The 24,645-nt window shown below is 65.8% G+C and carries 24 protein-coding genes; 2 read left to right on the top strand and 22 right to left on the bottom strand.

The window, feature by feature from the left end:
- Positions 1–33 precede the first annotated feature (33 nt).
- A complete protein-coding gene (locus tag AC4PTO_RS06080) occupies positions 34–1,917 on the bottom strand; it encodes a cation:proton antiporter (RefSeq protein WP_492732837.1) in 1,884 nt (627 codons plus the stop codon).
- Positions 1,918–2,066: 149 nt separating this feature from the next.
- Here AC4PTO_RS06080 and AC4PTO_RS06075 point away from each other — a divergent pair, with 149 nt between their 5' ends.
- The gene (locus AC4PTO_RS06075) at positions 2,067–2,879 is read left to right on the top strand and encodes a hypothetical protein (RefSeq protein WP_492732836.1); all 813 of its coding nucleotides are present in this window, start codon (positions 2,067–2,069) and stop codon (positions 2,877–2,879) included.
- Positions 2,880–2,993: 114 nt separating this feature from the next.
- Positions 2,994–4,499 carry a DEAD/DEAH box helicase gene (locus tag AC4PTO_RS06070; RefSeq protein ID WP_492732835.1) on the top strand — a complete coding sequence of 502 codons (1,506 nt, stop codon included), beginning with the start codon at positions 2,994–2,996 and terminating at the stop codon, positions 4,497–4,499.
- A gap of 169 nt (positions 4,500–4,668) precedes the next feature.
- Here the strand turns inward: AC4PTO_RS06070 and AC4PTO_RS06065 are convergent, their stop codons facing one another.
- The 21 genes from AC4PTO_RS06065 to AC4PTO_RS05965 all read right to left on the bottom strand — a co-directional run bounded on the left by AC4PTO_RS06065 (position 4,669) and on the right by AC4PTO_RS05965 (position 24,637).
- Complete coding sequence (locus tag AC4PTO_RS06065; RefSeq protein ID WP_492733562.1) at positions 4,669–6,294, bottom strand: ribonuclease J; 1,626 nt, start codon at positions 6,292–6,294, stop codon at positions 4,669–4,671.
- Positions 6,295–6,341: 47 nt separating this feature from the next.
- Entirely contained in the window at positions 6,342–7,118 is a 777-nt protein-coding gene (locus AC4PTO_RS06060) for a type III pantothenate kinase (RefSeq protein ID WP_492732834.1), read from the bottom strand.
- Between the two features lie 11 nt (positions 7,119–7,129).
- Positions 7,130–7,891, bottom strand: coding sequence for a biotin--[acetyl-CoA-carboxylase] ligase (locus tag AC4PTO_RS06055; protein WP_492732833.1), 762 nt, complete (start codon positions 7,889–7,891; stop codon positions 7,130–7,132).
- Positions 7,881–9,320 carry an NADH-quinone oxidoreductase subunit NuoN gene (gene nuoN / locus AC4PTO_RS06050; RefSeq protein ID WP_492732832.1) on the bottom strand — a complete coding sequence of 480 codons (1,440 nt, stop codon included), beginning with the start codon at positions 9,318–9,320 and terminating at the stop codon, positions 7,881–7,883. The genes AC4PTO_RS06055 and nuoN overlap by 11 nt, the downstream gene beginning before the upstream one ends.
- Before the next feature lie 13 nt (positions 9,321–9,333).
- Complete coding sequence (locus tag AC4PTO_RS06045; protein WP_492732831.1) at positions 9,334–10,869, bottom strand: NADH-quinone oxidoreductase subunit M; 1,536 nt, start codon at positions 10,867–10,869, stop codon at positions 9,334–9,336.
- The gene (gene nuoL / locus AC4PTO_RS06040) at positions 10,869–12,971 is read right to left on the bottom strand and encodes an NADH-quinone oxidoreductase subunit L (RefSeq protein ID WP_492732830.1); all 2,103 of its coding nucleotides are present in this window, start codon (positions 12,969–12,971) and stop codon (positions 10,869–10,871) included. Before nuoL ends, AC4PTO_RS06045 begins: the two co-directional genes overlap by 1 nt.
- 6 nt (positions 12,972–12,977) lie before the next feature.
- On the bottom strand, positions 12,978–13,283 hold the full coding sequence (nuoK, locus tag AC4PTO_RS06035; RefSeq protein ID WP_492732829.1) for an NADH-quinone oxidoreductase subunit NuoK: 306 nt from the start codon (positions 13,281–13,283) through the stop codon (positions 12,978–12,980).
- A gap of 53 nt (positions 13,284–13,336) precedes the next feature.
- Positions 13,337–13,945 carry an NADH-quinone oxidoreductase subunit J gene (locus AC4PTO_RS06030; protein ID WP_492732828.1) on the bottom strand — a complete coding sequence of 203 codons (609 nt, stop codon included), beginning with the start codon at positions 13,943–13,945 and terminating at the stop codon, positions 13,337–13,339.
- Positions 13,942–14,352 (bottom strand): carboxymuconolactone decarboxylase family protein, encoded by a 411-nt coding sequence (locus AC4PTO_RS06025; RefSeq protein ID WP_492732827.1) that lies wholly within the window; start codon positions 14,350–14,352, stop codon positions 13,942–13,944. Before AC4PTO_RS06025 ends, AC4PTO_RS06030 begins: the two co-directional genes overlap by 4 nt.
- Positions 14,349–14,840, bottom strand: coding sequence for an NADH-quinone oxidoreductase subunit NuoI (gene nuoI / locus AC4PTO_RS06020; RefSeq protein WP_492732826.1), 492 nt, complete (start codon positions 14,838–14,840; stop codon positions 14,349–14,351). Before nuoI ends, AC4PTO_RS06025 begins: the two co-directional genes overlap by 4 nt.
- 3 nt (positions 14,841–14,843) lie before the next feature.
- Positions 14,844–15,881, bottom strand: coding sequence for an NADH-quinone oxidoreductase subunit NuoH (gene nuoH / locus AC4PTO_RS06015; protein WP_492732825.1), 1,038 nt, complete (start codon positions 15,879–15,881; stop codon positions 14,844–14,846).
- Positions 15,882–15,905: 24 nt separating this feature from the next.
- Positions 15,906–16,313 (bottom strand): YNQ4 family lipoprotein, encoded by a 408-nt coding sequence (locus tag AC4PTO_RS06010; RefSeq protein ID WP_492732824.1) that lies wholly within the window; start codon positions 16,311–16,313, stop codon positions 15,906–15,908.
- 4 nt (positions 16,314–16,317) lie between these two features.
- Positions 16,318–18,339 (bottom strand): NADH-quinone oxidoreductase subunit NuoG, encoded by a 2,022-nt coding sequence (nuoG, locus tag AC4PTO_RS06005; protein WP_492732823.1) that lies wholly within the window; start codon positions 18,337–18,339, stop codon positions 16,318–16,320.
- Positions 18,340–18,414: 75 nt separating this feature from the next.
- Positions 18,415–18,693, bottom strand: coding sequence for a hypothetical protein (locus AC4PTO_RS06000; RefSeq protein WP_492732822.1), 279 nt, complete (start codon positions 18,691–18,693; stop codon positions 18,415–18,417).
- A gap of 5 nt (positions 18,694–18,698) precedes the next feature.
- Positions 18,699–19,994: an NADH-quinone oxidoreductase subunit NuoF gene (nuoF, locus tag AC4PTO_RS05995; protein WP_492732821.1), complete on the bottom strand. Its 1,296-nt coding sequence runs from the start codon at positions 19,992–19,994 to the stop codon at positions 18,699–18,701.
- A gap of 24 nt (positions 19,995–20,018) precedes the next feature.
- A complete protein-coding gene (locus tag AC4PTO_RS05990; RefSeq protein ID WP_492732820.1) occupies positions 20,019–20,252 on the bottom strand; it encodes a DUF5337 domain-containing protein in 234 nt (77 codons plus the stop codon).
- Positions 20,253–20,261: 9 nt separating this feature from the next.
- Complete coding sequence (locus tag AC4PTO_RS05985; RefSeq protein WP_492732819.1) at positions 20,262–21,125, bottom strand: helix-hairpin-helix domain-containing protein; 864 nt, start codon at positions 21,123–21,125, stop codon at positions 20,262–20,264.
- A 38-nt stretch (positions 21,126–21,163) separates the two neighbouring features.
- The gene (locus AC4PTO_RS05980) at positions 21,164–22,357 is read right to left on the bottom strand and encodes an NADH-quinone oxidoreductase subunit E (protein WP_492732818.1); all 1,194 of its coding nucleotides are present in this window, start codon (positions 22,355–22,357) and stop codon (positions 21,164–21,166) included.
- Positions 22,357–23,595, bottom strand: coding sequence for an NADH-quinone oxidoreductase subunit D (locus AC4PTO_RS05975; RefSeq protein ID WP_492732817.1), 1,239 nt, complete (start codon positions 23,593–23,595; stop codon positions 22,357–22,359). Before AC4PTO_RS05975 ends, AC4PTO_RS05980 begins: the two co-directional genes overlap by 1 nt.
- On the bottom strand, positions 23,592–24,020 hold the full coding sequence (locus tag AC4PTO_RS05970) for a GFA family protein (RefSeq protein WP_492732816.1): 429 nt from the start codon (positions 24,018–24,020) through the stop codon (positions 23,592–23,594). The genes AC4PTO_RS05975 and AC4PTO_RS05970 overlap by 4 nt, the downstream gene beginning before the upstream one ends.
- Complete coding sequence (locus tag AC4PTO_RS05965; protein ID WP_492732815.1) at positions 24,020–24,637, bottom strand: NADH-quinone oxidoreductase subunit C; 618 nt, start codon at positions 24,635–24,637, stop codon at positions 24,020–24,022. The genes AC4PTO_RS05970 and AC4PTO_RS05965 overlap by 1 nt, the downstream gene beginning before the upstream one ends.
- Positions 24,638–24,645: the final 8 nt, after the last annotated feature.

Here is a 24,645-nt window from a genome sequence, read left to right as displayed (position 1 = left end):
TTGCCCTTCCCCTGCCAGAGCCCGCGCGCGGCGTCAATGCTCGGGCGTGCCCGCTTCCGTGGCGGGCGGCGCGGCATCCGGCGCGGCCCCCTCGGGCGCGGCCTCGGACGCGATCGCGCCGGGCGGCAGAAGCGACAGGATCCGCGTGCCCGGCCCCACCTTCATCTCGTCCGTGGCCTTGACGAAACGCGGCTCTCCCTTGTCCGAAACCCGCACGAGCGCGATCGCATCGGGGCGTTTCGCGCGCCAGTCCTCTTGCGTGAACTCGGCCGTGAGGCGGGTCGAGCGGAAGCGCCAGCCCTCGGCGATCAGGGTCTCGAAGGTCTCCAGCGTGCGCCCGCCCCCGAATGAGCGCCCGCCAAGCTGGGTGGGAAGGGCATGACGCGGGCGGTCCTCTTTCTGGCGCGCGATCTGCCAGACCGCATCGCGCCCCACCTCGGGGCCCAGATCGGTGGCCACCAGCGTGTTGTAGGCATCGTTATCCGTTGCCACGAGAACCGTGCCATACTGGATCAGCTCGACCGTATCCTCTGCTGCCTCGCCCAGAATGTCGCCATAGAAGGTGCGCAGCCCCGCCGCGCGCGGCCGGATCAGATGGGCATGGTTCGGATCGGTCAGCAGGACCGGCACCTCGGCCTTCACCAGCGCCTCGCCCAGGGCCGTGGTGAAGCGCGAGCCCCCCACGATCAGAACGCCCGGCACCTCGGCCCCGGCAAGGCCAAGCGCGCGCGCAACGGGGGCCAGCGTGAAGCCGTGCAACACCACGGTCACCAGAACCAGCACGAAGGCCAGCGGGCCGATCAGCGCGCCATCCGCCACCCCCGCCTCGGCCAGCCGCTGCCCGAAAAGGCCCGCCACCGCCACAAGCACCACCCCGCGCGGCCCGGTAAAGGCGATCAGCAGCCGCTCGGCCCGCGGGATCGAGGTGCCGATCAGCGACAAGAGCACCGTCACCGGGCGCGCCACCAGCACCACCGCCGCCACGAACACGATCGCCCGCCAGTCAAGCCCCGCCATCTGCGTGAAATCCAGCGAGGCCGCAAGCAGGATGAACACCCCCGATACCAGCAGGATCGTGGCATGTTCCTTGAACCGGCGCAGCTCCACATACGAGGGCAGATCGGCATTGGCGATCACCAGCCCCATCACCGTCACTGCCAGAAGCCCGCTTTCATGCAGCGCCGTATCCGCCACCGCGAACACCGCCAGAAGCGCGCTGAACAGCACCGGCACCTTCATGTATTCGGGCACCCAGCCGCGCCAGAAGGCCCGCGCGATGCCGAACCCGCCCAGAAGTCCGACGATCAGCGCGAAGCCGATGCCAAGCGCGAGGTCCATCACCGCCTCGCCCATCGACAGGCCCGAGCGCGAGACGAGAACCACCTCGAAGGCCAGCACGGCGGCAAGCGCGCCGATCGGGTCGTTCACGATGGCTTCCCATTGCAAAAGCTGCGCGGGGCGGCGCGACAGCCGCGCCTGACGCAAGAGCGGCGCGATCACGGTCGGCCCCGTCACGATCATGATGCCCCCGAAGACGGCCGAGGCCTCCCAGCTCAACCCCGCGCCCCAGGCAAGCGCCAGCGTCGACAAGAGCCACCCCACCGGCGCGCCGATCAGCACAAGCCGCTGGACGCCCGCGCGCGCATCGCCCAGACGGTGCAGATCAAGGCTCAGCCCGCCCTCGAACAGGATCACCGCAACGGCAAGCGAGATCAGGGGCCCGGTCAGATCGCCGATATCGCGCATCGGATCGAACAGCCCGGTCAGCGGCCCGACCACGATCCCCGCCACCAGCATGACCACGATGGCGGGCAGGCGGAAGCGCCAGGCCAGCCATTGCGCGCCAACCCCGACCACGCCCACCAGGGCAAAGGCCATGACCGGGCCAAGGCCGTCCATCGTCTCCGCAACCGCCATCGCCACCCCCTTCGCCGGAATCCGTCGCACCAAAACCCGCCCAAAAGGCGCAGGTTCCCCTTTGAATTGCAAGATTTTTCGTGGTGAATAAGGGCGCTGCACCCCGGCCGCCCCCCGGCCGGCCCAGCCCGCAGACAGGAGTCACGCCGATGTCCGACACCCCCTTGCCGCGCAGCGCGCTGTCCACCCCCGGCGAGTTCGACCCGCCCGGCGCCGCCTCTCTGGAGGGGGGGCTTGCGGGCGCGCTGCACCGGCTGGAGCGGGCCGAGCGGCCCTTCGATTACCACCCCGGCGACCTGCCCCCGCCCGATTGCGACCTGCGCGCCCTGCGCAACCGCCCCCTTGTGCCGCCCCCCGGCCCGATCGAGGACAAGGCCTTCACCGATTTCGCCATGCGCGCGCGCAACCTGGCGCGCCGCATGGCCGCCGACCCCGCCACGACCGAACTGGAATTCCTGCATGCAAAACTGGTCATGGCGCTGCGCCGGCGCGAGGCCCCGGCCGCCGCGCGCGATCTGTTCCTGCGGCTCTGGCACGAAGAGGGCACGCATCTGGCCCGGACCCTGCCCACCCGCTGGCGCATCTCGGCCGCGCAGACCTTCGCCGATCATGGCGCCACCGAAACCGAGCGCAGGCTTGGCGGGGAAATCGCGCTGCTGTTCGGCATGGTGAAGCTCTATGAAACCGAGCGGCGCTTTTCCGGCCTGCCCGGCTGGAAGGTCTTTCCCGCACCCCGCCCCCAGCCCGGCCCCCTGCCCCTGGGGATCGAGCCGTTCGGCATTGCCGATGGCGATCTGGCGGGCAATCTGCTGGCCCGGATCTGGCGCATGGCGCTGGATGCCGGGCCGGGTGCCATGGCGCATCTGGCCTGCGTCCTGCTGGACGAGCTTGACCGCTCGAACCGCACGGTGCTGCGGCGGCTGGCGAAAATGCGCGCAGCGCGTCACCCTACGCAAGATTGACCTTTTTTTGCAGATACAGTAGGGCATCTGGACCCGCATCCGGCGGGATCGCTCCGGGGCGCCCGAAACTCGCGTCCCTTCACCCTGCGGTCCGATACCGCATATAGGACGCTGATGACCAAGTTTACCGACCTGAAGCTGGACCCCAAGGTCCTTTCTGCCATTGCCGATGCCGGCTATGAAACCCCCACCCCGATCCAGGCCGGCGCAATCCCGCCCGCGCTGGAAGGCAAGGATGTGCTGGGGATCGCACAGACCGGCACGGGCAAGACCGCCTCTTTCACGCTGCCGATGATCACCATGCTGGCCAAGGGGCGCGCCCGTGCGCGGATGCCGCGCAGCCTCGTGCTGTGCCCGACGCGCGAACTTGCCGCCCAGGTTGCCGAGAATTTCGACATCTACGCCAAGAACACCAAGCTGACCAAGGCCCTGCTGATCGGCGGCGTCAGCTTTGGCGAGCAGGACAAGCTGATCGACCGCGGCGTCGACGTGCTGATCGCCACGCCCGGCCGCCTGCTGGACCATTTCGAGCGCGGCAAGCTTTTGCTGACCGGGGTGCAGATCATGGTCGTGGACGAGGCCGACCGGATGCTCGACATGGGCTTCATCCCCGATATCGAGCGGATCTTCCAGCTCACGCCCTTCACCCGCCAGACGCTGTTCTTCTCGGCCACCATGGCGCCCGAGATCGAGCGGATCACCAACACCTTCCTGCACGCCCCCGCGCGCATCGAGGTTGCCCGCCAGGCCACCACCTCGGAAACGATCACGCAGAAACTGGTGCAGATCACGCCCACCCGGCGCGATCAGGCCGCCAAGCAGAAACGCGAACTTCTGCGCGCCCTGATCCGTGCCGAGGGCGAAACCTGCACGAACGCCATCATCTTCTGCAACCGCAAGTCCGATGTCGACATCGTGGCCAAATCGCTCAAGGCGCATGGCCTGAATGCCGCGCCGATCCATGGCGACCTGGACCAGAGCCAGCGGATGCGCACCCTCGACGCCTTCCGCGACGGCTCGCTGCAACTTCTGATCGCCTCGGACGTGGCCGCGCGCGGGCTGGACATTCCGGCCGTCAGCCATGTGTTCAACTTCGACGTGCCCAGCCACGCCGAGGATTATGTGCACCGCATCGGCCGCACCGGCCGCGCCGGGCGCAAGGGCACGGCGTTCACCATCGCCACCCCGGCCGATGACAAATACCTCTCGGCAATCGAGAGCCTGGTGAAACAGCAGATCCCGCGCACCGAGACCCCCGAGGATTTCACGCTTTCCGAAGCCGCCCAACGCCCCCCGCGCGACCGGGACGAGAAAGAGCGCAGCTCCTCGCGCAGCCGCAGCCGCGGCGGGCGAGACCGCAACCGCCGCGCGCCGGGCGAAGAAACCGCCGCAGCACCCGCCACCGCCGCCCCCACCGAGGCCGCACAGCCCGAGCCCCGGCGCGAAGACCGCCCCGAGCGCAAGGAAGAGCGGCGTGACCGCGGCAGCCACCGCCGCGACCGCGACAGCGGCCCGAGCGTCGTCGGCATGGGCGAGCATGTCCCCGACTTCATCCTGCGCAGCTTCCGCACCACGGCAAGCACGAAGCAGGACGATACCGAAAAGGCCGACGAGCACTAGGCAATCGGCCACATGCTGAAACGAAGTGGGCCCCCGACATCGTGTCGCGGGCCCGTTTTCATGTGAACCGGTCTCGTCTTGCGGCTTTGGAAGCCTCCGGCGGGGATATTTGTTTCTCTGAAGAAATGCGCATCTTCAGAGCGGAAATATCCCCGCCGGAGGCAAGAAACTATTCCGCCATCAGCCGCGACACGACGATGGTCACCTCGGGCTTCTTGCCGATTTCCTCCATCGTCACCTGGCGCACGATGCGCCGGATCGCATCGTCGATCTTGTCGTCATTGGCGATGACCTTGCTGCTGGCGCGTTCGAGGAATTCGGCCAGTTCTTCCTCGATCTGGTCGGCCACCGGCGCGCCGCGGCTGCCGGTTTCGGGCAGGCCCATCATCTCGACCCAGGCATCGCCAAGCGGCGTATCGTCTTCGTCGATGATCACCGTCACAAGGACATGCCCGTTCAGCGCCATGCGGATACGGTCGCGCACCACGCCGTCCATCGCGCCGATCAGTACGCGGCCGTCCAGATAGGTGCGCCCCGCCTCGATATACTCGGCCACTTTGGGTTTCGTGCCGGTCAGGTCCAGCATCATGCCGTTCGTCGCCACCTCGGAGGCGATGCCCTTTGCGCGGGCGATCTTGGCATGTTCGCGCAGGTGGCGGTGTTCGCCGTGCATCGGGATCAGGATCTGCGGCTTGAGAAGGTCGTGCACCGCCTCGAGGTCGGGGCGGTTGGCATGGCCCGAGACGTGATAGAGCCCGCCCCGATCGTCGATCACCTCGACCCCCATCTCCGAGAAGGCGTTCATGATCCGGATCACGCCGCGTTCATTGCCCGGAATGGTCTTGGAGGAAAAGAGGAAGCTGTCGCCCTCTTTCATCTGGAGGCCCAGATACTTGCCGCGCGACAGCTGTGCCGAGGCCGCGCGGCGTTCGCCCTGGCTGCCGGTGACGATCAGCATCAGGTTGGCACGCGGGATCTCGGCGGCTTCCTCGACCGGCACGGTGGCGGGAAATCCGCTCAGCACGCCCGCCTCGGTGGCGGCGGCGGTCATCTTGCGCATCGCGCGCCCCAGAAGGCAGATCGAGCGGCCCGCGGCCTGCCCGGCCTCGGCCAGGGTTTTCAGTCGCGCCACGTTGGAGGCGAAGGTGGTGGCCACGACCATGCCGTCCTGCGCGGCGATCAGCTCGGTCAGCGGGGCGGCAAGGGTCGCCTCCGACCGCCCCGGATGCGGCGAGAAGACATTGGTGGAATCGCAGGTGAGCACCTTGACGCCATCGCCCTCGCGGCCGATCTCGTGCCACAGGACGGGATCGAAGGCCTCGCCCACCACGGGATTGCCGTCGAGCTTGAAATCCCCGCTATGCACGATGCGCCCGGCCGGGGTGTCGATCACCAGGGCCGAGCTTTCGGGGATGGAATGCGACACGGGCACGAATTGCACCCGGAAGGGGCCTGCCTCGATCGTGTGCGGGCGCGGCTCGACCACATGCAGATCGTCGGTGGGCAGCCCCGCCTCTTCCAGCTTCGAGGCCCCGATCAGCGCGGTGAAGGCGCGCGCATAGACGGGTTTCTTCAGCTTCGGCCAGAAATGGGCAAGCGCGCCGATGTGATCCTCATGCGCGTGGGTGATGAAGATCGCCTCGATCCGCGCGGCGTTTTCATGCAGCCAGGCGATGTCGGCCATGATCAGGTCGACACCGGGGGTGGTATCCATGTCGGGGAAGGTCACGCCCAGATCGACGACGATCAGCCGCTCCTTGCCTTCGGGACCGTAGCCATAGACATAGGCGTTCATGCCGATTTCGCCGGCGCCGCCCAGAGGAAGGTAGATCAGTCGGTCTTTCACGCGCTCAACCCCTTGTTGTAATCGTTGATGAGCCGCAGCCCGTGGATGGTCAGGTCGTCCTCGACCGCGTCGAACAGATCGAAGCCCTGATCGAAAAGCGCGGCCAGGCCCCCCGTGGCGATCACCTTCATCGGGCGGTCCCGCTCGCGCCGGATCTGGCGCACGATGCCCTCGACCAGGCCGATATAACCCCAGAACACCCCCGACTGGATACAGGCAACCGTGTTCGTGCCGATGACTTTCTCGGGATGGGTCACATCCACATGCGGCAGGGCGGCGGCGGCCATGTGCAGCGCCTCGAGGCTCAGGTTCACGCCCGGCGCGATCACGCCGCCGATATAGGCGCCGTCGGGGGCGACCACGTCGAAGGTGGTCGCGGTGCCGAAATCGACCACGATCAGATCGCCGCCGAAGCGGTCGAACCCGGCAACGGTATTGACAAGGCGGTCCGGCCCGACCGTGGTCGAGGCATCGACGCGCGGCGCGACGGGAAGCGCGCATTCGGGCTTGCCCACCACCAGTGGCCGGCAGTCGAAATAGCGGTTGCACAGGACCCGCAGGTTGAACACCACGCGCGGCACTGTCGAGGAGATGATGACCTCGGAGATATGCGCATCAAGCCGCTTTAGCGCCATCAGCGTGGAAAGCCAGACGAAATATTCATCCGCCGTGCGCCGGTGATCCGTGGCGATCCGCCACGTCGCCGTGAATTCGACCCCGTCCCAGACCGAGAACACCGTGTTGGTATTGCCGCAATCTATGCACAAGAGCATGCCTGCTCCTTTCAGAAAAAGACCTCGGCGGCGGTGATGGCAAACCGGCCTTCCGGCGTCCTGAGGATCATCGCCCCGCTGTCGTCAATGGTCTCGAACACGCCTTCATGGGTCCGGGTTCCGGTGCGCGCCCGCACGGTCTGGCCGATCCGGGCGGCGCGTGCAAGCCATGCGGTGCGGATCGGGGCAAAGCCATAGGTCACGAAGCGGGCCTGATGGCGCGCGAAGGCCTCTGCGAGGACGGGCAGAAATTCGTCCTGGGTCACGCGGATGCCGGTTTCGCCCAGCACGCTGACCGGCGAAAGCGCGCCGGGGTCAAGCGTCTGGGTGCCGGGGGCGTGGTCCAGATTCACCCCCACCCCAATCGCCAGATGCGACAGCGTGCCCCCCGTGCCAAGGCTTTCCAGCAGGATCCCCGCCACCTTGCCGCCATTGAGCAGCACGTCATTGGGCCATTTGATCGACAGTCGCGCCGCGGGGCCGGCCACGCGGGCAAGCGCCTCGTCCAGCGCAAGGGCGGTCACAAAGGAATAAAGCGCGGCCTCGGCCGGTCCGCCGCCGGGGCGCAGGACATGGGTCGCCGCGAAATTCCCGCCCTGGGTATGCCAGCCGCGGCCGCGACGGCCGCGCCCGGCGGTCTGTTCGCGCGCCATGATCCAGGCCGGGCCCGACAGTTGCGGGGCCAGCCGCGCCGCCTCGGACATGGTGCTGTCCACCCGCCCGAGGACGTGGCGCGCCACGCCTTCGGGCCAGTTGGACGGCTCAGCGGACAAGTGCGCTTGCCGCCGCCGCCGCGGCGCCCTCGACCCCGAACAGGTTCAGAACGCCCGCCACCATGATGAAGGCCGACACCATCAGGAGCGCCCATTGCACCGCCGGCATGCGGGTATCGAGCGCCTCGGTCTCGGTGCCGAAATACATGAAGTAGACGATGCGCAGGTAGTAGAACGCCCCGATCACCGAGGAAATCACCCCGATCACCACCAGCCAGACATACCCCGCCGTCAGCGCGGCCTTCAGCACCGCGAACTTGGCGAAGAAGCCAAGCATCGGCGGCACGCCCGCAAGGCTGAACAGCAGCACCAGCATGGCAAGCGCCTTCAGCGGCTCGCGCCGGGCATAAAGGTTCAGCGCGGCGATCTCGGTCACGGGCTGGCCGTCACGCTCCATCGACAGGATGAAGGCAAAGGTGCCGACATTCATGGTGACATAGATCGCCATGTAGATCAGCATCGCCTGCACGCCCTCTTCGGTGCCCGCGGCCAGACCCAGCAGCGCAAAGCCCATATGCGCGATCGAGGAATAGGCCATCAGGCGCTTGATGTTGCGCTGACCGATCGCGGCCACCGCCCCAAGCAGCATCGAGGCCACGGCCAGAAGGCCGATGATCTGCCCCCAGTCGCCCGGCACCTGGCCGAACGCATCATGCGCCAGCCGCGCCAGAAGCGCCATCGCGGCCATTTTCGGCGCGGTGGCGAAGAAGGCGGTGACCGGCGTGGGCGAACCCTCGTAGACATCCGGCGTCCACATGTGGAAGGGCACGGCCGACACCTTGAACGACAGCCCCACCAGCATGAAGACCATGCCGAACAGCACGCCGATCGGCAGATGGCCTTCCTCGACCACGGTGATGATCCCCGCGAAAGAGGTCGTGCCGGCAAAGCCGTAGATCAGCGAGGCGCCGTAAAGCAGCAGCCCCGAGCTGAGCGAGCCGAGAACGAAGTATTTCAGCCCGGCCTCCGAGGATTTCGCGCTGTCGCGGCGCAGCGCGGCCACGACGTAAAGCGCCAGCGACTGAAGCTCCAGCCCCATGTAAAGCGCCATCAGGTCCCCGGCCGAAACCATCATCATCATGCCCACGACGGCAAGCGCCACGAGGATCGGGTATTCGAAGCGCAGAAGGCCCCGACGCCCCATGTAATCGGCGCTCATCGCCAGGACGGCGGCGGCCGAGACCAGGATCGCCACCTTGGAGAAGCGCGCGAAGGCATCGTCGATGAACAGCCCGCCAAAGGCCTGCCGGGCTCCGCCGCCGTTCAGGCCGATCCAGGCCGCCAGCACGACCAGCACCGCAACCGTGATCCAAAGCACAAGGCCCGCGACCCGGTCCTTGCCGGTCCAGACACCGGCCAGAAGCGCCACCATCGCAAAAAGTGCCAGCAGGAATTCCGGCAGGACCGTGGAGAAATCCGCAGAAGTCATGGTTGTTTCTCCCTCAGTGCCCGGCCATCGCCATTCCGGCGGCGGGCAGGCTTGCGTTATAGTCGGTGATCAGCTGGGCGACCGAAGGCCCGATGATATCGGTGACGAGACTGGGATAGACACCCAGCAACAGGGTCATGGCCACCAGGGGCGCGAAGATCGCCTTTTCGCGGCGGTCCATGTCGGTGATCGAGCGGAGGCTTTCCTTGATCAGATCGCCCAGCACCACCCGGCGGTAAAGCCACAGCGCATAGGCCGCCGACAGGATCACCCCGGTCGCCGCGACTGCCGCCACCCAGGTATTGGCCTGGAAGATCCCGACCAGCGTCAGGAATTCCCCGATGAAGCCCGAGGTGCCTGGCAGGCCGACATTGGCCATGGTGAAGAACATGAAGATCAGCGCATAGGCCGGCATGCGGTTCACAAGCCCGCCATAGGCGTCGATCTCGCGCGTGTGCATGCGGTCGTAGATGACGCCCACGCACAGGAACAGTGCCCCCGAGATGAAGCCGTGGCTGAGCATCTGGAAGATCGCGCCGTCGATGCCCTGCTGGTTCACCGCAAAGATCCCCATCGTCACATATCCCATATGCGCGACCGAGGAATAGGCGATCAGCTTCTTCATGTCCTGCTGCGCAAGCGCCACGAGCGAGGTGTAGACAATCGCGATGGCCGACATCCACAGCACCAGCCCGCTCATAACCTCGGAGCCGACCGGGAACATCGGAAGCGAGAAGCGCAGGAAGCCGTAGCCCCCCATCTTCAGCAGCACCGCCGCCAGCACGACCGAGCCCGCCGTCGGCGCCTGAACGTGCGCGTCGGGCAGCCAGGTATGCACCGGCCACATCGGCATCTTCACCGCGAAAGAGGCGAAGAAGGCCAGGAACAGAAGCGTCTGCATGCCGCCCACCACCTGCACGCCCAGAATGCGGAAGCTTTCCGAGGCGAACTCATGCTTGAGCAGCACCACCATGTCCGTCGTGCCCGCATCGAGATACATGGCGATCATCGCCACCAGCATCAGGACCGAGCCGAGGAAGGTATAAAGGAAGAACTTGAAGGCCGCATAGATGCGGTCCTTGCCGCCCCAGATGCCGATGATCAGGAACATCGGGATAAGGCCGGCCTCGAAGAACAGGTAGAACAGCACCAGGTCCAGCGCCACGAAGACGCCGATCATCAGCCCCTCGAGCACGAGGAAGGCGATCATGTATTCCTTGACGCGCGTCTCCACGCCCCAGCAGGCCGCGATCGTCAGCGGCATCAGGAACGTGGTCAGCATCACGAACAGGACCGAGATCCCGTCGACGCCCAGCTTGTAGTGAAACCCCATGATCCAGCTGCGGTCCTCGACCATCTGGAAGCCGGTATTGGCCGGGTCGAACTTGGCCAGCACGAACAGCGACACAAGGAAGGTCGCCGTGGTCGCGGTCAGCGCGAACCACTTGGCGTTGCGGTCGGCCGCAGCCCCCCCGCCCCGCTGCACCAGCGCCAGGATCAGCGCCGCGACCAGGGGAATGAACGTGATGATGGAAAGCAGGTTTTCCATTAGTGCGACCCCCCGGCCAGAACGACCCAGAACATAAGAACCACGATGCCGATGACCATGGCGAATGCGTAGTGGAACACATAGCCGGACTGCACCCGGCCCGCGAGCCGCGTGAACCAGGGAATGATCCCCATCGCCACGCCGTTCAGCGCCCCGTCGATCACCGCGCCGTCGCCCTTCTTCCACAGGAACCCGCCAAGCCATTTCGCCGGACGCACGAAGATGGCGTCATAAAGCTCGTCGAAATACCACTTGTTGAGCAGGAACCGGTAAAGTCCGGGCTGCGCCTCGGCCAGCCGGCCGGGCAGCGCGGGGCTGCGGATGTAGAAGAGCCATGCCGTGGCAAGGCCGATCAGCATCGCGATGAAGGGCGAGATCTTCACCCAGACCGGCGCATGATGCGCATCGTCCATGACGGTGTTGGTCTCGGCCATGAAGATCGCGCCCTGCGGGGCGGTGCCGGCCACCGCGCCATGGCCCGCATCCGTGGCGGCATGCTCGGCCTCGGCCGGGGCCTCGGAGGCATGCTCGGCGGGGGCGGCCGCGTCATGATCGCCCGAGGCGACGACCTCATGGCTCGGCATGCCGAAAAAGGACAGGACCCTGGCGTGATCGCCGAAGAAGGAATTATACCACACCATCCCCGAGAACACCGCGCCGATCGCCAGCACGCCAAGCGGAACCAGCATCACCGTCGGGCTTTCATGGGCATGTTCATGCGCGTGATGATCGCCGCGTTCCTTGCCCCAGAAGGTCATGAACATGAGCCGCCAGGAATAGAACGAGGTGAACATCGCCGCGATCACCAGCGCCCAGAAGGCGAAACCGTGGCCCGAGGCCCATGCGCTTTCGATCACCGCATCCTTCGACAGGAAGCCCGCGAAACCGATATGGGTCAGCGGAATGCCCACCCCGGTGATCGCCAGCGTGCCGATCAGCATGGCCCAGAAGGTCAGCGGGATCTTCTTGCGCAGGTTGCCGTAGTTGCGCATGTCCTGCTCGTGATGCATCGCGTGGATGACCGAACCCGCGCCAAGGAACAGCATCGCCTTGAAGAAGGCATGCGTGAACAGGTGGAACATCGCTACCGAATAGACGCCCGACCCGGCGGCCACGAACATGTAGCCAAGCTGCGAACAGGTCGAATAGGCGATCACGCGCTTGATGTCGTTCTGCACCAGGCCCACCGTCGCCGCGAAGAAGGCGGTGGCCGCACCGATGTAAAGCACGATCAGCTTGGCATCGGCGGCATATTCGAACAGCGGCGACATGCGGCAGACAAGGAACACCCCCGCCGTCACCATGGTCGCCGCGTGGATCAGCGCCGACACCGGGGTCGGGCCTTCCATCGCGTCCGGCAGCCAGGTGTGCAGGAAAAGCTGCGCCGACTTGCCCATCGCCCCCACGAAGAGAAGGAAGGCCAGAAGGTTCGCCGCGTTCCACTCGGTCCACAGGAAATGAAGCTGCGTTTCCGCCAGCACGGGGGCGGCGGCGAAGATGTCGTCCAGACGGATCGAGTCGACCATCAGGAACAGCCCGCCGATCCCCAGGATGAAGCCGAAATCCCCCACCCGGTTGACCACGAAGGCCTTGATCGCGGCGGCGTTCGCGCTCGGCTTCTTGTAGTAGAACCCGATCAGCAGATACGAGGCCACGCCCACGCCTTCCCAGCCGAAGAACATCTGCACCAGATTGTCGGCCGTCACCAGCGTCAGCATCGCAAAGGTGAAGAAGGACAGGTAGGCGAAGAAGCGCGCCTTGTAATGCTCGCCCTCGGTCCAGTTCTCGTCATGGGCCATGTAGCCCCAGGAATACAGGTGCACCAGCGCCGAGACCGAGGTCACCACGATCAGCATGATCGCCGTCAGCCGGTCCACCCGGATCCCCCACGAGGTATCAAGCGTGCCCGACTGCACCCAGTTCAGGATGTGGATATGCTGCGTCGTGCCGTCATGGCCCAGAAAGACGATCCAGCTGAGCAGGCAGGACAGGAACAAAAGCCCCGTCGTCAGCGCCATCGCGCCCTTCTCGCCGATCATGCGCCAGCCAAAGCCGCCAATGACCGCCCCCACCAGCGGGGCAAAGAGAATGATCTGTTCCATTTGCCCTTAACCTTTCATCACGTTGACGTCTTCGACATCGATGGTGCCGCGGTTGCGGAAGAACACCACGAGGATCGCCAGCCCGATCGCGGCCTCGGCCGCGGCCACGGTCAGCACGAACATGGTGAAGACCTGCCCCGCCAGATCGCCCAGATGGGCCGAAAAGGCGACAAGGTTGATATTGACCGACAGCAGGATCAGCTCGATCGACATCAGGATGACGATGACGTTCTTGCGGTTCACGAAGATGCCGAAGATGCCGGTGACGAACAGGGCCGCCGCCACACCAAGGTAATGTTCAAGTCCGATCATCGCTGTCCCTCCGGGGTAATGCCCGTTCTTTCATTCGTTCCGAAGCGTTGCATCTACAGCCCCTGCCCCGGTTTCACGTCCACCAGTTCCATCGCCTTGGCCGGATCGCGGTGCATCTGGGCCACCACGTTCTGGCGCTTGACATCCTTGCGGTGGCGCAGCGTCAGAAGGATGGCGCCGATCATCGCCACCAGCAGGATCAGCCCCGCCGCCTGGAAGAGGTAAAGATACTTGTCATAGATCAGCAGGCCGAGCGCGGCCGTATTCTCGACCCCGTCGGGCGCGGGTGCGAGGCGCAGGTTCTGCGCCTCTTGCGACATCTGCCAGGCACCGAAGGCCACGCCCAGTTGCAGAAGCATCACCACCCCGATCAGAAGGCCAAGCGGCATATAGCGCGCCAGCTCGCCCTTCAGCTCGGCAAAGTCGATGTCGAGCATCATCACCACGAAGAGGAACAGCACCGCGACCGCGCCGACATAGACGATGATCAGCAGCATCGCCACGAACTCGGCCCCCAGAAGCACGAACAGACCCGCCGCCGACAGGAAGGCCAGGATCAGCCACAGAACCGAGTGGACCGGGTTCTTCGACACGACCACCATGAAGCCCGCGACCACCGCCGACACGGCGAAGAGGTAGAAGGCGAACGCAAACACCGTCATGTGTTTTCCCCCGATTTTTCGTCAAAGACCGATTGCGCGATTTCCAGCGCACGGGTCATGGCGGGCACCCCGCCGAACATGCTCATCTGGAAGATCACCTCGGCGATCTCCCGTTGCGTGGCGCCGGCCTCCAGCGCGTGCCGGATCGTCAGGCGCAGCTGCGCATCGGCCTGCGCGCCCAAAACCGTCAGCGCCGCCACCGTCACCAGAAGCCGCGTGCGCGCATCCAGACCGTCGCGGTTGAAGGTCTTGCCGAACCACATCTCCATCATGTCTTTGGACATGGTGGGGAAGAATTTCTCGAACGCGGCCGGATTGAAACTTTCCAGCGCCGGGTTGAAGGCGCGGGCCATCTCCTGGCCCTGCTCCAGCATCGAGCTGAAAAGTTTCTGGAATTCCTCGGTCATCTGTAGGGTGCATCCAGTTCGATGTTGCGCGCGATCTCGGCTTCCCAGCGGGCGCCGTTATCGAGAAGCTTCGTCTTGTCGTAGAACAGCTCCTCGCGGGTTTCGGTGGCGAATTCGAAATTCGGCCCCTCGACGATCGCGTCGACCGGGCAGGCCTCCTGGCAGAAGCCGCAATAGATGCACTTGGTCATGTCGATGTCGTAGCGCGTGGTGCGGCGCGAGCCGTCCTCGCGCGGTTCGGCGTCGATGGTGATGGCCTGCGCGGGGCAGATCGCCTCGCACAGCTTGCACGCGATGCAGCGCTCTTCGCCGTTCGGGTAGCGGCGCAGCGCATGCTCGCCGCGGAAGCGGGGCGACAGCGGCCCCTTTTCATGCGGGTAGTTCAGCGTGGGCTTGGGCGCGAAGAAATATCGCATCCCCAGGCCGAAGCCCTTGATGAAATCGACCAGCAGGAAATATTTCGCTGCGCGCGCGTAGTCGAAAGCCATTGATCAGCCCCCCATCGTCCAGCGCGCCCAGAAGCCGCCGAACACTTCGAATTTCGCAAGGAACGCCACGATCACCACCCAGGCGAGCGAGAGCGGCAGGAACACCTTCCAGCCGATCCGCATCAACTGGTCATAGCGGTAGCGCGGCACGATGGCCTTCACCATGGCGAACATGAAGAACATCACCCACATCTTGCCGACCATCCACAACACGCCGTCGGGGATGCCCGGAATGGGCGACAGCCAGCCGCCGAAGAACAGAAGCGAGATCAGCGCGCACATCAGGAAGATGGCGATATACTCGCCCGCCATGAACAGCAGGTAAGGCGTCGAGGAATATTCGACCATGAACCCGGCCACGAGCTCGGATTCCGCCTCGGGCAGATCGAAAGGCGGGCGGTTCGTCTCGGCCAGGGCCGAGATGAAGAACAGCGCCACCATCGGCAGGTGCGGCAGCCAATACCAGTTGAACAGGCCCAGATCGCCGCGCTGCGCCTCCACGATCGCGCTCAGGTTCATCGAGCCGGTCGAGATGATCACCCCGATGATGATCAGGCCAAGGCTGACCTCGTAGGAAATCATCTGCGCGGCCGAGCGCAGCGAGCCGAGGAACGGATATTTCGAGTTCGACGCCCAGCCCCCCATGATCACGCCATACACCTCAAGCGAGGAGACCGCGAAGACGAACAGGATCGCCACGTTGATATCGGCCATCACCCAGCCTTCGTTGAACGGGATCACCGCCCAGGCAAGGATCGCCAGAACAAGGCTGAGCATCGGGGCCAGGAAGAACACGAACTTGTCGGCGCCCGCGGGCACGACGATTTCCTTGACCACATATTTCAGCGCATCCGCCACCGATTGCAGAAGGCCGAAGGCGCCCACCACGTTCGGACCGCGCCGCATCTGCACCGCCGCCCAGATCTTGCGGTCGCCATAGACAAGGAACAGAAGCGAGAGCATCACGAACGCGATGATCCCCAGACCCTGCACCGCAATCAGAAGCGCGGTGCCCAGTGGTGTTGCCAGAAACTCAGCCATGTTGTCCCTCAGACCGCCTTTTATTCAAACCGTCGGTATTCCCTGATCCGCGCAATCGGCAACCGTCACTTCGGCGTCGATCGTGCGCAGACCGCGGGGTAGCGCGGGCGATAGCGTATAGACAGCATCCGCCCGCCGGATGTCGCCTTTCTTTTCGATGGTGGTGCGGACATGCCGCACGAAACCGAACCCGTGATCGAGCGCGAATTGCGCCACCGCGCAGCCCGCATAGGCCGTCACGGCCGTATCGTCCTGCCCGCCCTGCACGCTCAGGTGCAGGTTCACCAGATCGCTGTCCAGCAGGCGGGTTTCCACCCCGCCATAGACCACGGCGCCCACATCCTGCGTCCCTGCACCCTCTGCCGGGGCGCAGGCAACCAGCCCGGCCAGCGAGGCCGGAACAAGTTGCGCAAGGGACAGGAGGCGGGCCATGGGCTTACTCCGCCGCCATTGGGGCTTCGCGGCGCGCCCTGGCCATGGCCGAAAGCTCGGCCATCAGGGTCGAGGCGCGGGCGATCGGGTTGGTCAGGTAGAAATCGCGGATCGCGTGGCGGAAGCTGGCCTGCCCCGGCGCAACGAGCGCAAGCGGCTGCCAGGCGTTCTCGGGCACGGCATCGACCTTCGCCAGATGCGGCACCGCCGCCACCATCGCGCGGCGCAGGCCGGCCAGGTCGTTCCAGGGCTGGGTCGCGCCCAGCTCGGCCGACAGCGCGCGCAGGATGGCCCAGTTCTCTTTCGCCGCGCCCGGTGCAAACCCCGCACGGAAGGCCAGTTGCGGGCGCCCCTCGGTATTGACGAAAAGCCCGTTCTCTTCGGTATAGGCGGCGCCCGGCAGGATCACGTCGGCGCGGTTCGCGCCCCGGTCGCCGTGGCTGCCCTGATAGATCACGAAGGGGCCGCCTTCCGAGACCGGAGCGATCTCCACCTCGTCCGCGCCCATGTTGTAGATCACCTCGACGCCCTCGATCGCGGCCAGCAGGCCACCCTCGGTCACCGCGCCCACATCCAGCGCGCCCACGCGGCCCGCGGCGGTGTGCAGCACCAGCATCTTGCCGCCCGATTTCTCGGCCAGGGCCATGGCATGGGCCAGAACCGCCTCGCCATCGGCCTCGCCGACCGCGCCCTGCCCCACGATGACCAGAACGCCCTCGGCCGGTTTCGCCGCGCCAAGCGCCTTGAGCAGCGCCGCACGATCGTCGCCCAGATGGGTCACGTCATAGGTCAGATCCGCCGCCGGGCCGATCACCGAGACATTCGCCCCGCCGGCCCAGGCCCTACGGATGCGCGCGTTCAGCACCGGCGCCTCATTGCGCGGGTTCGACCCGATCAGGATAATCTCTTTCGCGCGGTCGATATCGGCGATCGCCGCATTGCCGACATAGGCCGAGCGGTTGCCCGCCGGCAGACGCGCGCCATCGGTGCGGCATTCGACGCGCCCGCCCAGCCCCTCGACCAGGTTCTTGAGCGCGAAGGCCGCTTCCGTCGGGGCCAGATCGCCCACGAGGCCCAGGACCGTCTTGCCCTTCATCGCCGCGGCCGCGGCGCCAAGCGCCTCGGTCCAGCTTGCCTTCCGCAGCTTGCCGTTTTCACGGATATAGGGCGTGTCCAGCCGCTGGCGGCGCAGCCCGTCCCACACGAAGCGCGTCTTGTCCGATATCCATTCCTCGTTCACGTCGTCGTTGTTGCGCGGCAGGATGCGCATCACTTCACGCCCCTTCGTATCCACCCGGATGTTCGAGCCGAGCGCGTCCATCACGTCGATCGACTCGGTCTTCGACAGCTCCCACGGGCGGGCGGTGAAGGCATAGGGTTTCGAGGTCAGCGCGCCGACCGGGCACAGGTCGATGATGTTGCCCTGAAGGTTCGAATCTAGCGTCATGTTCAGATAGCTGGTGATCTCGGCATCCTCGCCCCGGCCGGTCTGGCCCATCTGGGTGATGCCCGCGACCTCGGTGGTGAAGCGCACGCAGCGCGTGCAGCTGATGCAGCGCGTCATCGTGGTGGCGACCAGCGGGCCAAGGTCCAGATCGTCCGAGGCGCGCTTGGCCTCGCGGAAGCGCGAGAAATCGACGCCATAGGCCACGGCCTGGTCCTGAAGGTCGCATTCGCCGCCCTGATCGCAGATCGGACAGTCGAGCGGGTGGTTGATGAGCAGGAACTCCATCACCCCTTCGCGGGCCTTCTTCACCATCGGCGAATTGGTCTTGATGACCGAGGGCTCGCCGTTCGGGCCGGGCCGCAGGTCCTTGACCTGCATCGCGCAGCTTGCGGCGGGCTTCGGCGGGCCGCCCACGACCTCGACAAGGCACATCCGGCAGTTGCCGGCGATCGACAGACGCTCGTGATAGCAGAAGCGCGGCACCTCGATGCCCGCCTGCTCACAGGCCTGGATCAGCGTGAGGTTCGGGTCAACCTCGACTTCATGGCCGTCGATGATGATCGTTCTTGGGTTCGACATGGTTCCGATCCGATCCTGTCCGTCAATTGCTGCCGTCGCGGTCGCCCGCGCGCGAATTCATGCTTTGCGGGGCCATCATGCGCAGCCCCCCGGGAAGTGCCAGGCACCGTCCCTGAAATTGTCCTTCGGCCCCGAGGCGACCTTGCCGCCGCACAGCGCATCGGCCGCGCGGCGCGCCTCGGCCCCCTCGTCATAGGAGAAGGGCGCGGCGGTGCGCGTGACGATCAACGCCCCGTCCGCCCCGTTGCCCGCGCGATAGCCCGCAACCTCGGACGCCGGGCGCGGCGCGCCCGAGGGCGCGGCACAGGCCGCAAGGGCCAGGGCGCCGAAACCGAGGGGAAGGGCTGCGCGCATCCGGGTCACTCCGCCGCCATCGCGCCCATTCGGCCCGTCTTGCGGGCCTTGATACGGTCCTCGATCTCTTCGCGGAACTGCCGGATCAGGCCCTGGATCGGCCAGGCGGCCGCATCGCCAAGGGCGCAGATCGTGTGCCCCTCGACCTGCTTGGTGACCGACAGAAGCATGTCGATCTCTTCCAGCTCGGCCTCGCCGCGCACCAGGCGATCCATGATGCGCATCATCCAGCCGGTGCCTTCGCGGCAGGGCGTGCACTGGCCGCAGCTTTCGTGCTTGTAGAATTTCGACAGCCGCCAGATCGCCTTGATGATGTCGGTCGACTGGTCCATCACGATCACCGCCGCCGTGCCCAGGCCCGAGCGCTGCTCGCGCAGCCAGTCGAAATCCATGATCGCATCGTCGCATTGCTCGGCACGCAGAAGCGGCACGGACGAGCCGCCCGGAATCACCGCCTTGAGGTTCTTCCAGCCGCCGCGCACGCCGCCGCAATGCCGCTCCAGCAGGTCCTTCAGCGGGATCGACATCGCCTCTTCGACGACGCAGGGCGTGTTCACATGGCCCGAAACGCCGAACAGCTTGGTGCCCGCGTTGTTGGGGCGGCCGAAGCCCGCGAACCAGGTCGCGCCGCGGCGCAGGATCGTAGGCACCACGGCGATCGATTCCACGTTGTTCACCGTGGTCGGGCAGCCGTAAAGCCCCGCCCCCGCCGGGAAGGGCGGCTTCATGCGCGGCATGCCCTTGCGCCCCTCGAGGCTTTCGAGAAGCGCGGTTTCCTCGCCGCAGATATAGGCGCCCGCGCCATGGGCAAGGTAGAGGTCGAAATCATAGCCCGACTTGCAGGCGTTCTTGCCGATCAGCCCGGCCTCATAGGCCTCGTCGATGGCGGCCTGAAGTGCCTCGCGCTCGCGGATATATTCGCCGCGGATATAGATGTAGCCCGCGGTCGCGCCCATGGCGAAGCCCGCGATCAGGCAGCCCTCGACCAGCGTGTGCGGGTCATGGCGCATGATCTCGCGGTCCTTGCAGGTGCCGGGCTCGGATTCGTCGGCATTCACCACCAGATAGGCGGGGCGGCCGTCCGACTGCTTGGGCATGAAGGACCACTTGAGCCCCGTCGGAAAGCCTGCGCCACCGCGCCCGCGCAGCCCCGAGGCCTTCACCTGCTCCACGATCCAGTCGCGCCCGTTGGCCAGGATCGCGGCCGTGCCGTCCCAGTGGCCGCGCATCTTCGCGCCCGCCAGCGAACGGTCGTGCATCCCGTAGAGGTTGGTAAAGATCCGGTCCTGATCTTTCAGCATGTGAAGTCCCTCATTTGCCCTGACCTAGTTCCCCGGCCCGCCGGAGCCCCGGCGCCAGATGCGCCAGGTCACGACCAGCGCAAAGATATACGCGGCGATTGCCGCCAGATCGGCCAGGAACGCATAGCTCGGGTCCCAGCCCTGCCGCTTTCCCAGCCATTGCGCGCCCAGCCAAAGCACGGTCGCAAGCGCGATCACGAGGGCGGCCAGCCGCCCCTCGCGCGCGTTCGCATTCGTCTGCCGGTCCGGTTGCGCCATCACTCACACTCAGTAATCGTTCGTCTTCGCGCGTTCGAGGAAGCGCTCCAGCCCCTCGTCCACGATGATGCGGGCCTGCGCGACCCATTTGTCGCGCGTCACCCGGCCACGGAAGCCCTTGAGATTGCCGTCCATCCAGGCGATCTCGGCCGCGCCCCATTTCGCGATCTGGTCGAAATGCCAGATGCCCAGGTCGTTGCAGAGCTTTTCCAGAACCGGGCCGATGCCCTCGATATGCTTCAGATCGTCCGCACCGGCCTTGCGCGGCGCCTTGAGCCCGCGCGGCTTGCTGCCGCCCTCGGGCACGGGCTTCGCTGCGGGTTCCGCGGCTTTCGCGGCCGCCTTGGCGGGCTTCGCCGCGGATTTCTTTGCAGGCTTCGCCTCTTTCGCAGGTTTGGCCTCTTTCGCGGGCTTGGCTGCTGCTTTCTTCGCAGCCGCAGGCCTGGGCGCGGCTTCCGCCTTGGCGGCGGGCTTGGCCGCCTTCGCAGGCGCGGGCGTCGCCGGAATGTCGGCCAGGCTGGCCGGGGCGGCGCTTGCCACCGTCGCCGTGGGGGCGGCTGCCGGGGCCGCGGCGGGCGCGGGCTTCGGTTCGGGCACCGCGGGTGCGGCCGGTTTCGGCGCGGGCGTCGGCACGGGGGGCAGATCCACCACCGGCGCAGGGGCCGGCGCGGGCTGCGCCGAGGCCACGGTGCCGCCCGAGCAGAACGCCCAGACAAGGAACGCCCCGAACAGGCCGAAGGTCACGAGGCCAAGGAACAGGGCGGCAAGGAACGACAGATGACCGACCGCCAGCAGGAAGGCCATGACGACAAGCCCCGTCACCGCACCGCCTGCCCAAGCCTTGCCCCGGCACCCGTTATCAACCTCAGCCATCCGTCCCTCCAATCGCCCCTATACGGGGTCATACCTTGTTACGCGTCGTAAATGCCGTCTTTCCTGGCCTTCGCAGAAAAGGCGGTCTCGCCGCCCCCGGCCAGAAGCTTTGCCTGCGCGACCCATTCGTCGCGGCTGGCGCGGCCCTTGAACCCTTCAAGGTTCTCATCGACCCAGGCCAGTTCCGCCGCGGTCCAGGCCGCGACCTGGTCGAAATGGAAAAACCCGAGCGAGTTCAAAAGCTTTTCAAGCTTCGGGCCAACGCCCTTGATCATCTTGAGGTCATCCGCACCGCCCTTGCGCGCAGCCTTCAACGCCTTGGGGCGGCTGGCCGCGGCGGGCTCCGCCTTCGAGGCCGGCACGCCCTTGGACACCGCCTGCGCCTCTTGCACGGTCACGCCGGTCTTGTCGGCGGGCTTGCCCTTCGCAGGTTTCGGCGCGGCGGCCTTCTGCGCGGCCGCCTGCTGCACCGCCGACATCGGGCGCTGCCCCGCGCCCATCACGCCGATCGGCCCGGCCTGCCCCGACATCTGCCACGGCATGCGCAGCGGAACCTCGGTCCCGTCGATCCGCTTGAGCGTATCGCCGATCTCGACCGCGCGCTGGACCGACCCGTTGAACGGCGTCTTCTCGCCCGGCACATCGGTCAGCGAGCTCAGCCCGGAGGCGGGTTCGGAGGCGAAACGCCCGATCTGCGAGCCCGGACGCGGCGTCTTGCCCGCGGCCATCTCGTCGATCAGCTTCGCAAGGCTCTCCTCGCTCAGATCCTCGTAATAGTCCTTGCCGATCTGCGCCATCGGCGCATTGGCGCAGGCCCCGAGGCATTCCACCTCTTCCCACGAGAACTTGCCGTCCTGCGAAAGCTCGAACGGATGCGGCGCGATCTTTTCCTTGCAGACCTTCATCAGGTCCTCGGCGCCGCAGATCATGCAGGACGTGGTGCCGCAGATCTGGATATGCGCAACGGAACCAACGGGTTGCAGCTGGAACATGAAGTAGAAGGTCGCCACTTCGAGCGCGCGGATATAGGGCATGTCGAGCATGTCGGCGACATATTCGATGGCCGGGCGGCTCAGCCAGCCCTCCTGCTCCTGCGCGCGCCACAGCAGCGGAATGATCGCCGAGGCCTGGCGGCCCACCGGATATTTGGTGACCTGCCCTTGGGCCCATTCAAGGTTCGCGGGCGTGAATTCGAAGCTTTCGGGTTGCTCGTGATGAAGGCGGCGCAGCATTAGCGGTCAATCTCCCCGAACACGACATCCATCGTGCCGATGATGGCGGCGACATCCGCCAGTTGGTGGCCTTTCGCCACATAATCCATGGATTGCAGGTGCAGATAGCCCGGCGCCCGGATCTTTGCGCGATAGGGTTTGTTGGTGCCGTCCGACACCAGATAGACACCGAATTCGCCCTTCGGCGCCTCGACGGCGGCATAGACCTCGCCGGCGGGGACGTGGAAGCCCTCGGTGTAAAGCTTGAAGTGATGGATCAGCGCCTCCATCGAGGTTTTCATGTCGCCGCGCTTGGGCGGGGTGATCTTCCCGCGCGCCAGCACATCGCCCTTTTCGCGGCGCAGCTTGCCGATCGCCTGCTGGATGATCGAGATCGACTCGCGCATTTCCTGCATGCGGACAAGATAGCGGTCATAGCAGTCGCCGTTCTTGCCGACCGGAATCCGGAACTCGAACTCGTCATAGCATTCGTAGGGCTGCGCGCGGCGCAGATCCCATGCAAGGCCCGATCCGCGCACCATCACGCCCGAATAGCCCCAGTCGAGGATGTCCTGCTCGGTGATGATGCCGATATCGGCGTTGCGCTGCTTGAAGATGCGGTTCTCGGTCAGCAGCCCCTCGATATCGTCCAGAACCTTCGGGAAGCTGGTGGACCAGTCCTCGATATCGTCGATCAGCGCGGGCGGCAGATCCTGATGCACGCCGCCGGGGCGGAAATAGTTGGCGTGAAGGCGCGCGCCGCAGGCACGCTCATAGAACACCATCAGCTTTTCACGCTCTTCGAAGCCCCAGAGCGGCGGGGTCAGCGCGCCCACGTCCATCGCCTGCGTGGTAACGTTCAGCAGGTGGTTCAGGATGCGGCCGATTTCCGAATAGAGCACGCGGATCAGCTGGCCCCGGCGCGGCACCGCGGTGCCGGTCAGCTTCTCGATCGCCAGGCACCAGGCATGTTCCTGGTTCATCGGCGCCACATAGTCGAGCCGGTCGAAATAGGGCAGGTTTTGCAGGTAGGTGCGGCTTTCCATCAGCTTTTCGGTGCCGCGATGCAAAAGCCCGATATGCGGGTCGGCACGTTCCACGATCTCGCCGTCAAGCTCCAGCACCATGCGCAGCACGCCGTGGGCCGCTGGGTGCTGCGGGCCGAAGTTGATGTTGAAGTTGCGGATACGCTGTTCGCCGGTCAGGGCGTCCCTGGAGCCGTCATCATAGGTATTCTGCCGGATGTCGCCGTCCATCATGCGTCACTCTCCGTGCTGGGCGCGAATTTGGCGAAAAGCTCGGCTTCGGTCTCGGTCGCCGTCTCGTTCGCAAGTGCGTAATTGTCGGGTTTGCGGTCGATGCAGATCTGCGTGGAGATCCGGAACCGCGAAGGGTCTTCAAAAGCCTGGATCGAGGCCACGGCCATGCTGCCGTCCTTCGACATCCACGCCAGGCTGGAGCCGCATTTGCCGCAGAAGGCCCGCTCGCCCCAGTCGCTCGAGGAATAGCGGACCACCGGCGCGCCGTCGTCAAAGACCAGACTGTCGCCGCAATCGGCCACGATCAGCATTCCGCCGGACCATTTGCGGCACATGCCGCAATGGCACACCCCGGCTTCGGCACCCGGCACCGCGGTAAAGGTGCATGCGCCGCAAAGGCATGTCCCTTTCAGGCGCTCACCCATCACTTGGCCCCCGCCTTTTCCTCGCCCTTCTCGTCACCCGGAAGAACGTAATGCGCGCCTTCCCACGGGCTGAGGAAATCGAACTGGCGGTATTCCTGCGTCAGTTGCACGGGTTCATAGACGACGCGCTTCTGCTCTTCGTCATAGCGCAGCTCGACATAGCCGGTGGTCGGGAAGTCCTTGCGCAGCGGATGGCCGCGGAAGCCGTAATCGGTCAGGATGCGGCGCAGGTCCGGATGGCCCGAGAAGAGGATGCCGAACATGTCGAACACCTCGCGCTCGAACCAGTTGGCGGCCGGGTGCACCTCGGTGATCGAGGGGCACATCTCGTCCTCGCGCAGCGCCGCCTTCACGCGGATGCGCTGGTTGCGATACATCGACAGGAAGTGCCAGACCACGTCGAAACGCGCAGGGCGCGAGGGCCAGTCCACCGCCGTGAGATCCACCAGTGACGAAAAGCGGCAATTCGGATCGTCGCGCAGGAATTCGACGAACCCCACGATACCCGAGGCCGTCACCGTCACCGTCAGCTCGCCGAAGGCGACCTCGGTCGAGACCACGTCGGCGCCGCGCTTGAGTTCGATATGCGTGGCAAGTTCCTGAAGTGCTTCGCTCATCGTTCCCT

The sequence above is a fragment of the Rhodobacter maritimus genome (genome assembly GCF_058747975.1).
This window is presented reverse-complemented; position numbering and strand designations above follow the sequence as displayed.

What these genes read in the sequence shown, in the direction of transcription:
- AC4PTO_RS06080 (WP_492732837.1), bottom strand. Translation starts at nt 1,917, where the DNA reads ATGGCGGTTGCGGAGACGATGGACGGCCTTGGCCCGGTCATGGCCTTT.
- AC4PTO_RS06065 (WP_492733562.1), bottom strand. Translation starts at nt 6,294, where the DNA reads ATGAACGCCTATGTCTATGGCTACGGTCCCGAAGGCAAGGAGCGGCTG.
- AC4PTO_RS05965 (WP_492732815.1), bottom strand. Translation starts at nt 24,637, where the DNA reads ATGAGCGAAGCACTTCAGGAACTTGCCACGCATATCGAACTCAAGCGC.
- AC4PTO_RS05985 (WP_492732819.1), bottom strand. Translation starts at nt 21,125, where the DNA reads ATGGCTGAGGTTGATAACGGGTGCCGGGGCAAGGCTTGGGCAGGCGGT.
- AC4PTO_RS06060 (WP_492732834.1), bottom strand. Translation starts at nt 7,118, where the DNA reads ATGCTCTTGTGCATAGATTGCGGCAATACCAACACGGTGTTCTCGGTC.
- AC4PTO_RS05990 (WP_492732820.1), bottom strand. Translation starts at nt 20,252, where the DNA reads ATGGCGCAACCGGACCGGCAGACGAATGCGAACGCGCGCGAGGGGCGG.
- AC4PTO_RS06045 (WP_492732831.1), bottom strand. Translation starts at nt 10,869, where the DNA reads ATGGAAAACCTGCTTTCCATCATCACGTTCATTCCCCTGGTCGCGGCG.
- nuoF (WP_492732821.1), bottom strand. Translation starts at nt 19,994, where the DNA reads ATGCTGAAAGATCAGGACCGGATCTTTACCAACCTCTACGGGATGCAC.
- AC4PTO_RS06070 (WP_492732835.1), top strand. Translation starts at nt 2,994, where the DNA reads ATGACCAAGTTTACCGACCTGAAGCTGGACCCCAAGGTCCTTTCTGCC.
- nuoG (WP_492732823.1), bottom strand. Translation starts at nt 18,339, where the DNA reads ATGTCGAACCCAAGAACGATCATCATCGACGGCCATGAAGTCGAGGTT.
- AC4PTO_RS05970 (WP_492732816.1), bottom strand. Translation starts at nt 24,020, where the DNA reads ATGGGTGAGCGCCTGAAAGGGACATGCCTTTGCGGCGCATGCACCTTT.
- nuoI (WP_492732826.1), bottom strand. Translation starts at nt 14,840, where the DNA reads ATGGCTTTCGACTACGCGCGCGCAGCGAAATATTTCCTGCTGGTCGAT.
- nuoN (WP_492732832.1), bottom strand. Translation starts at nt 9,320, where the DNA reads ATGACTTCTGCGGATTTCTCCACGGTCCTGCCGGAATTCCTGCTGGCA.
- nuoK (WP_492732829.1), bottom strand. Translation starts at nt 13,283, where the DNA reads ATGATCGGACTTGAACATTACCTTGGTGTGGCGGCGGCCCTGTTCGTC.
- AC4PTO_RS06025 (WP_492732827.1), bottom strand. Translation starts at nt 14,352, where the DNA reads ATGACCGAGGAATTCCAGAAACTTTTCAGCTCGATGCTGGAGCAGGGC.
- AC4PTO_RS06000 (WP_492732822.1), bottom strand. Translation starts at nt 18,693, where the DNA reads ATGCGCGCAGCCCTTCCCCTCGGTTTCGGCGCCCTGGCCCTTGCGGCC.
- AC4PTO_RS05975 (WP_492732817.1), bottom strand. Translation starts at nt 23,595, where the DNA reads ATGATGGACGGCGACATCCGGCAGAATACCTATGATGACGGCTCCAGG.
- AC4PTO_RS06010 (WP_492732824.1), bottom strand. Translation starts at nt 16,313, where the DNA reads ATGGCCCGCCTCCTGTCCCTTGCGCAACTTGTTCCGGCCTCGCTGGCC.
- nuoL (WP_492732830.1), bottom strand. Translation starts at nt 12,971, where the DNA reads ATGGAACAGATCATTCTCTTTGCCCCGCTGGTGGGGGCGGTCATTGGC.
- nuoH (WP_492732825.1), bottom strand. Translation starts at nt 15,881, where the DNA reads ATGGCTGAGTTTCTGGCAACACCACTGGGCACCGCGCTTCTGATTGCG.
- AC4PTO_RS06030 (WP_492732828.1), bottom strand. Translation starts at nt 13,945, where the DNA reads ATGACGGTGTTTGCGTTCGCCTTCTACCTCTTCGCCGTGTCGGCGGTG.
- AC4PTO_RS06075 (WP_492732836.1), top strand. Translation starts at nt 2,067, where the DNA reads ATGTCCGACACCCCCTTGCCGCGCAGCGCGCTGTCCACCCCCGGCGAG.
- AC4PTO_RS05980 (WP_492732818.1), bottom strand. Translation starts at nt 22,357, where the DNA reads ATGCTGCGCCGCCTTCATCACGAGCAACCCGAAAGCTTCGAATTCACG.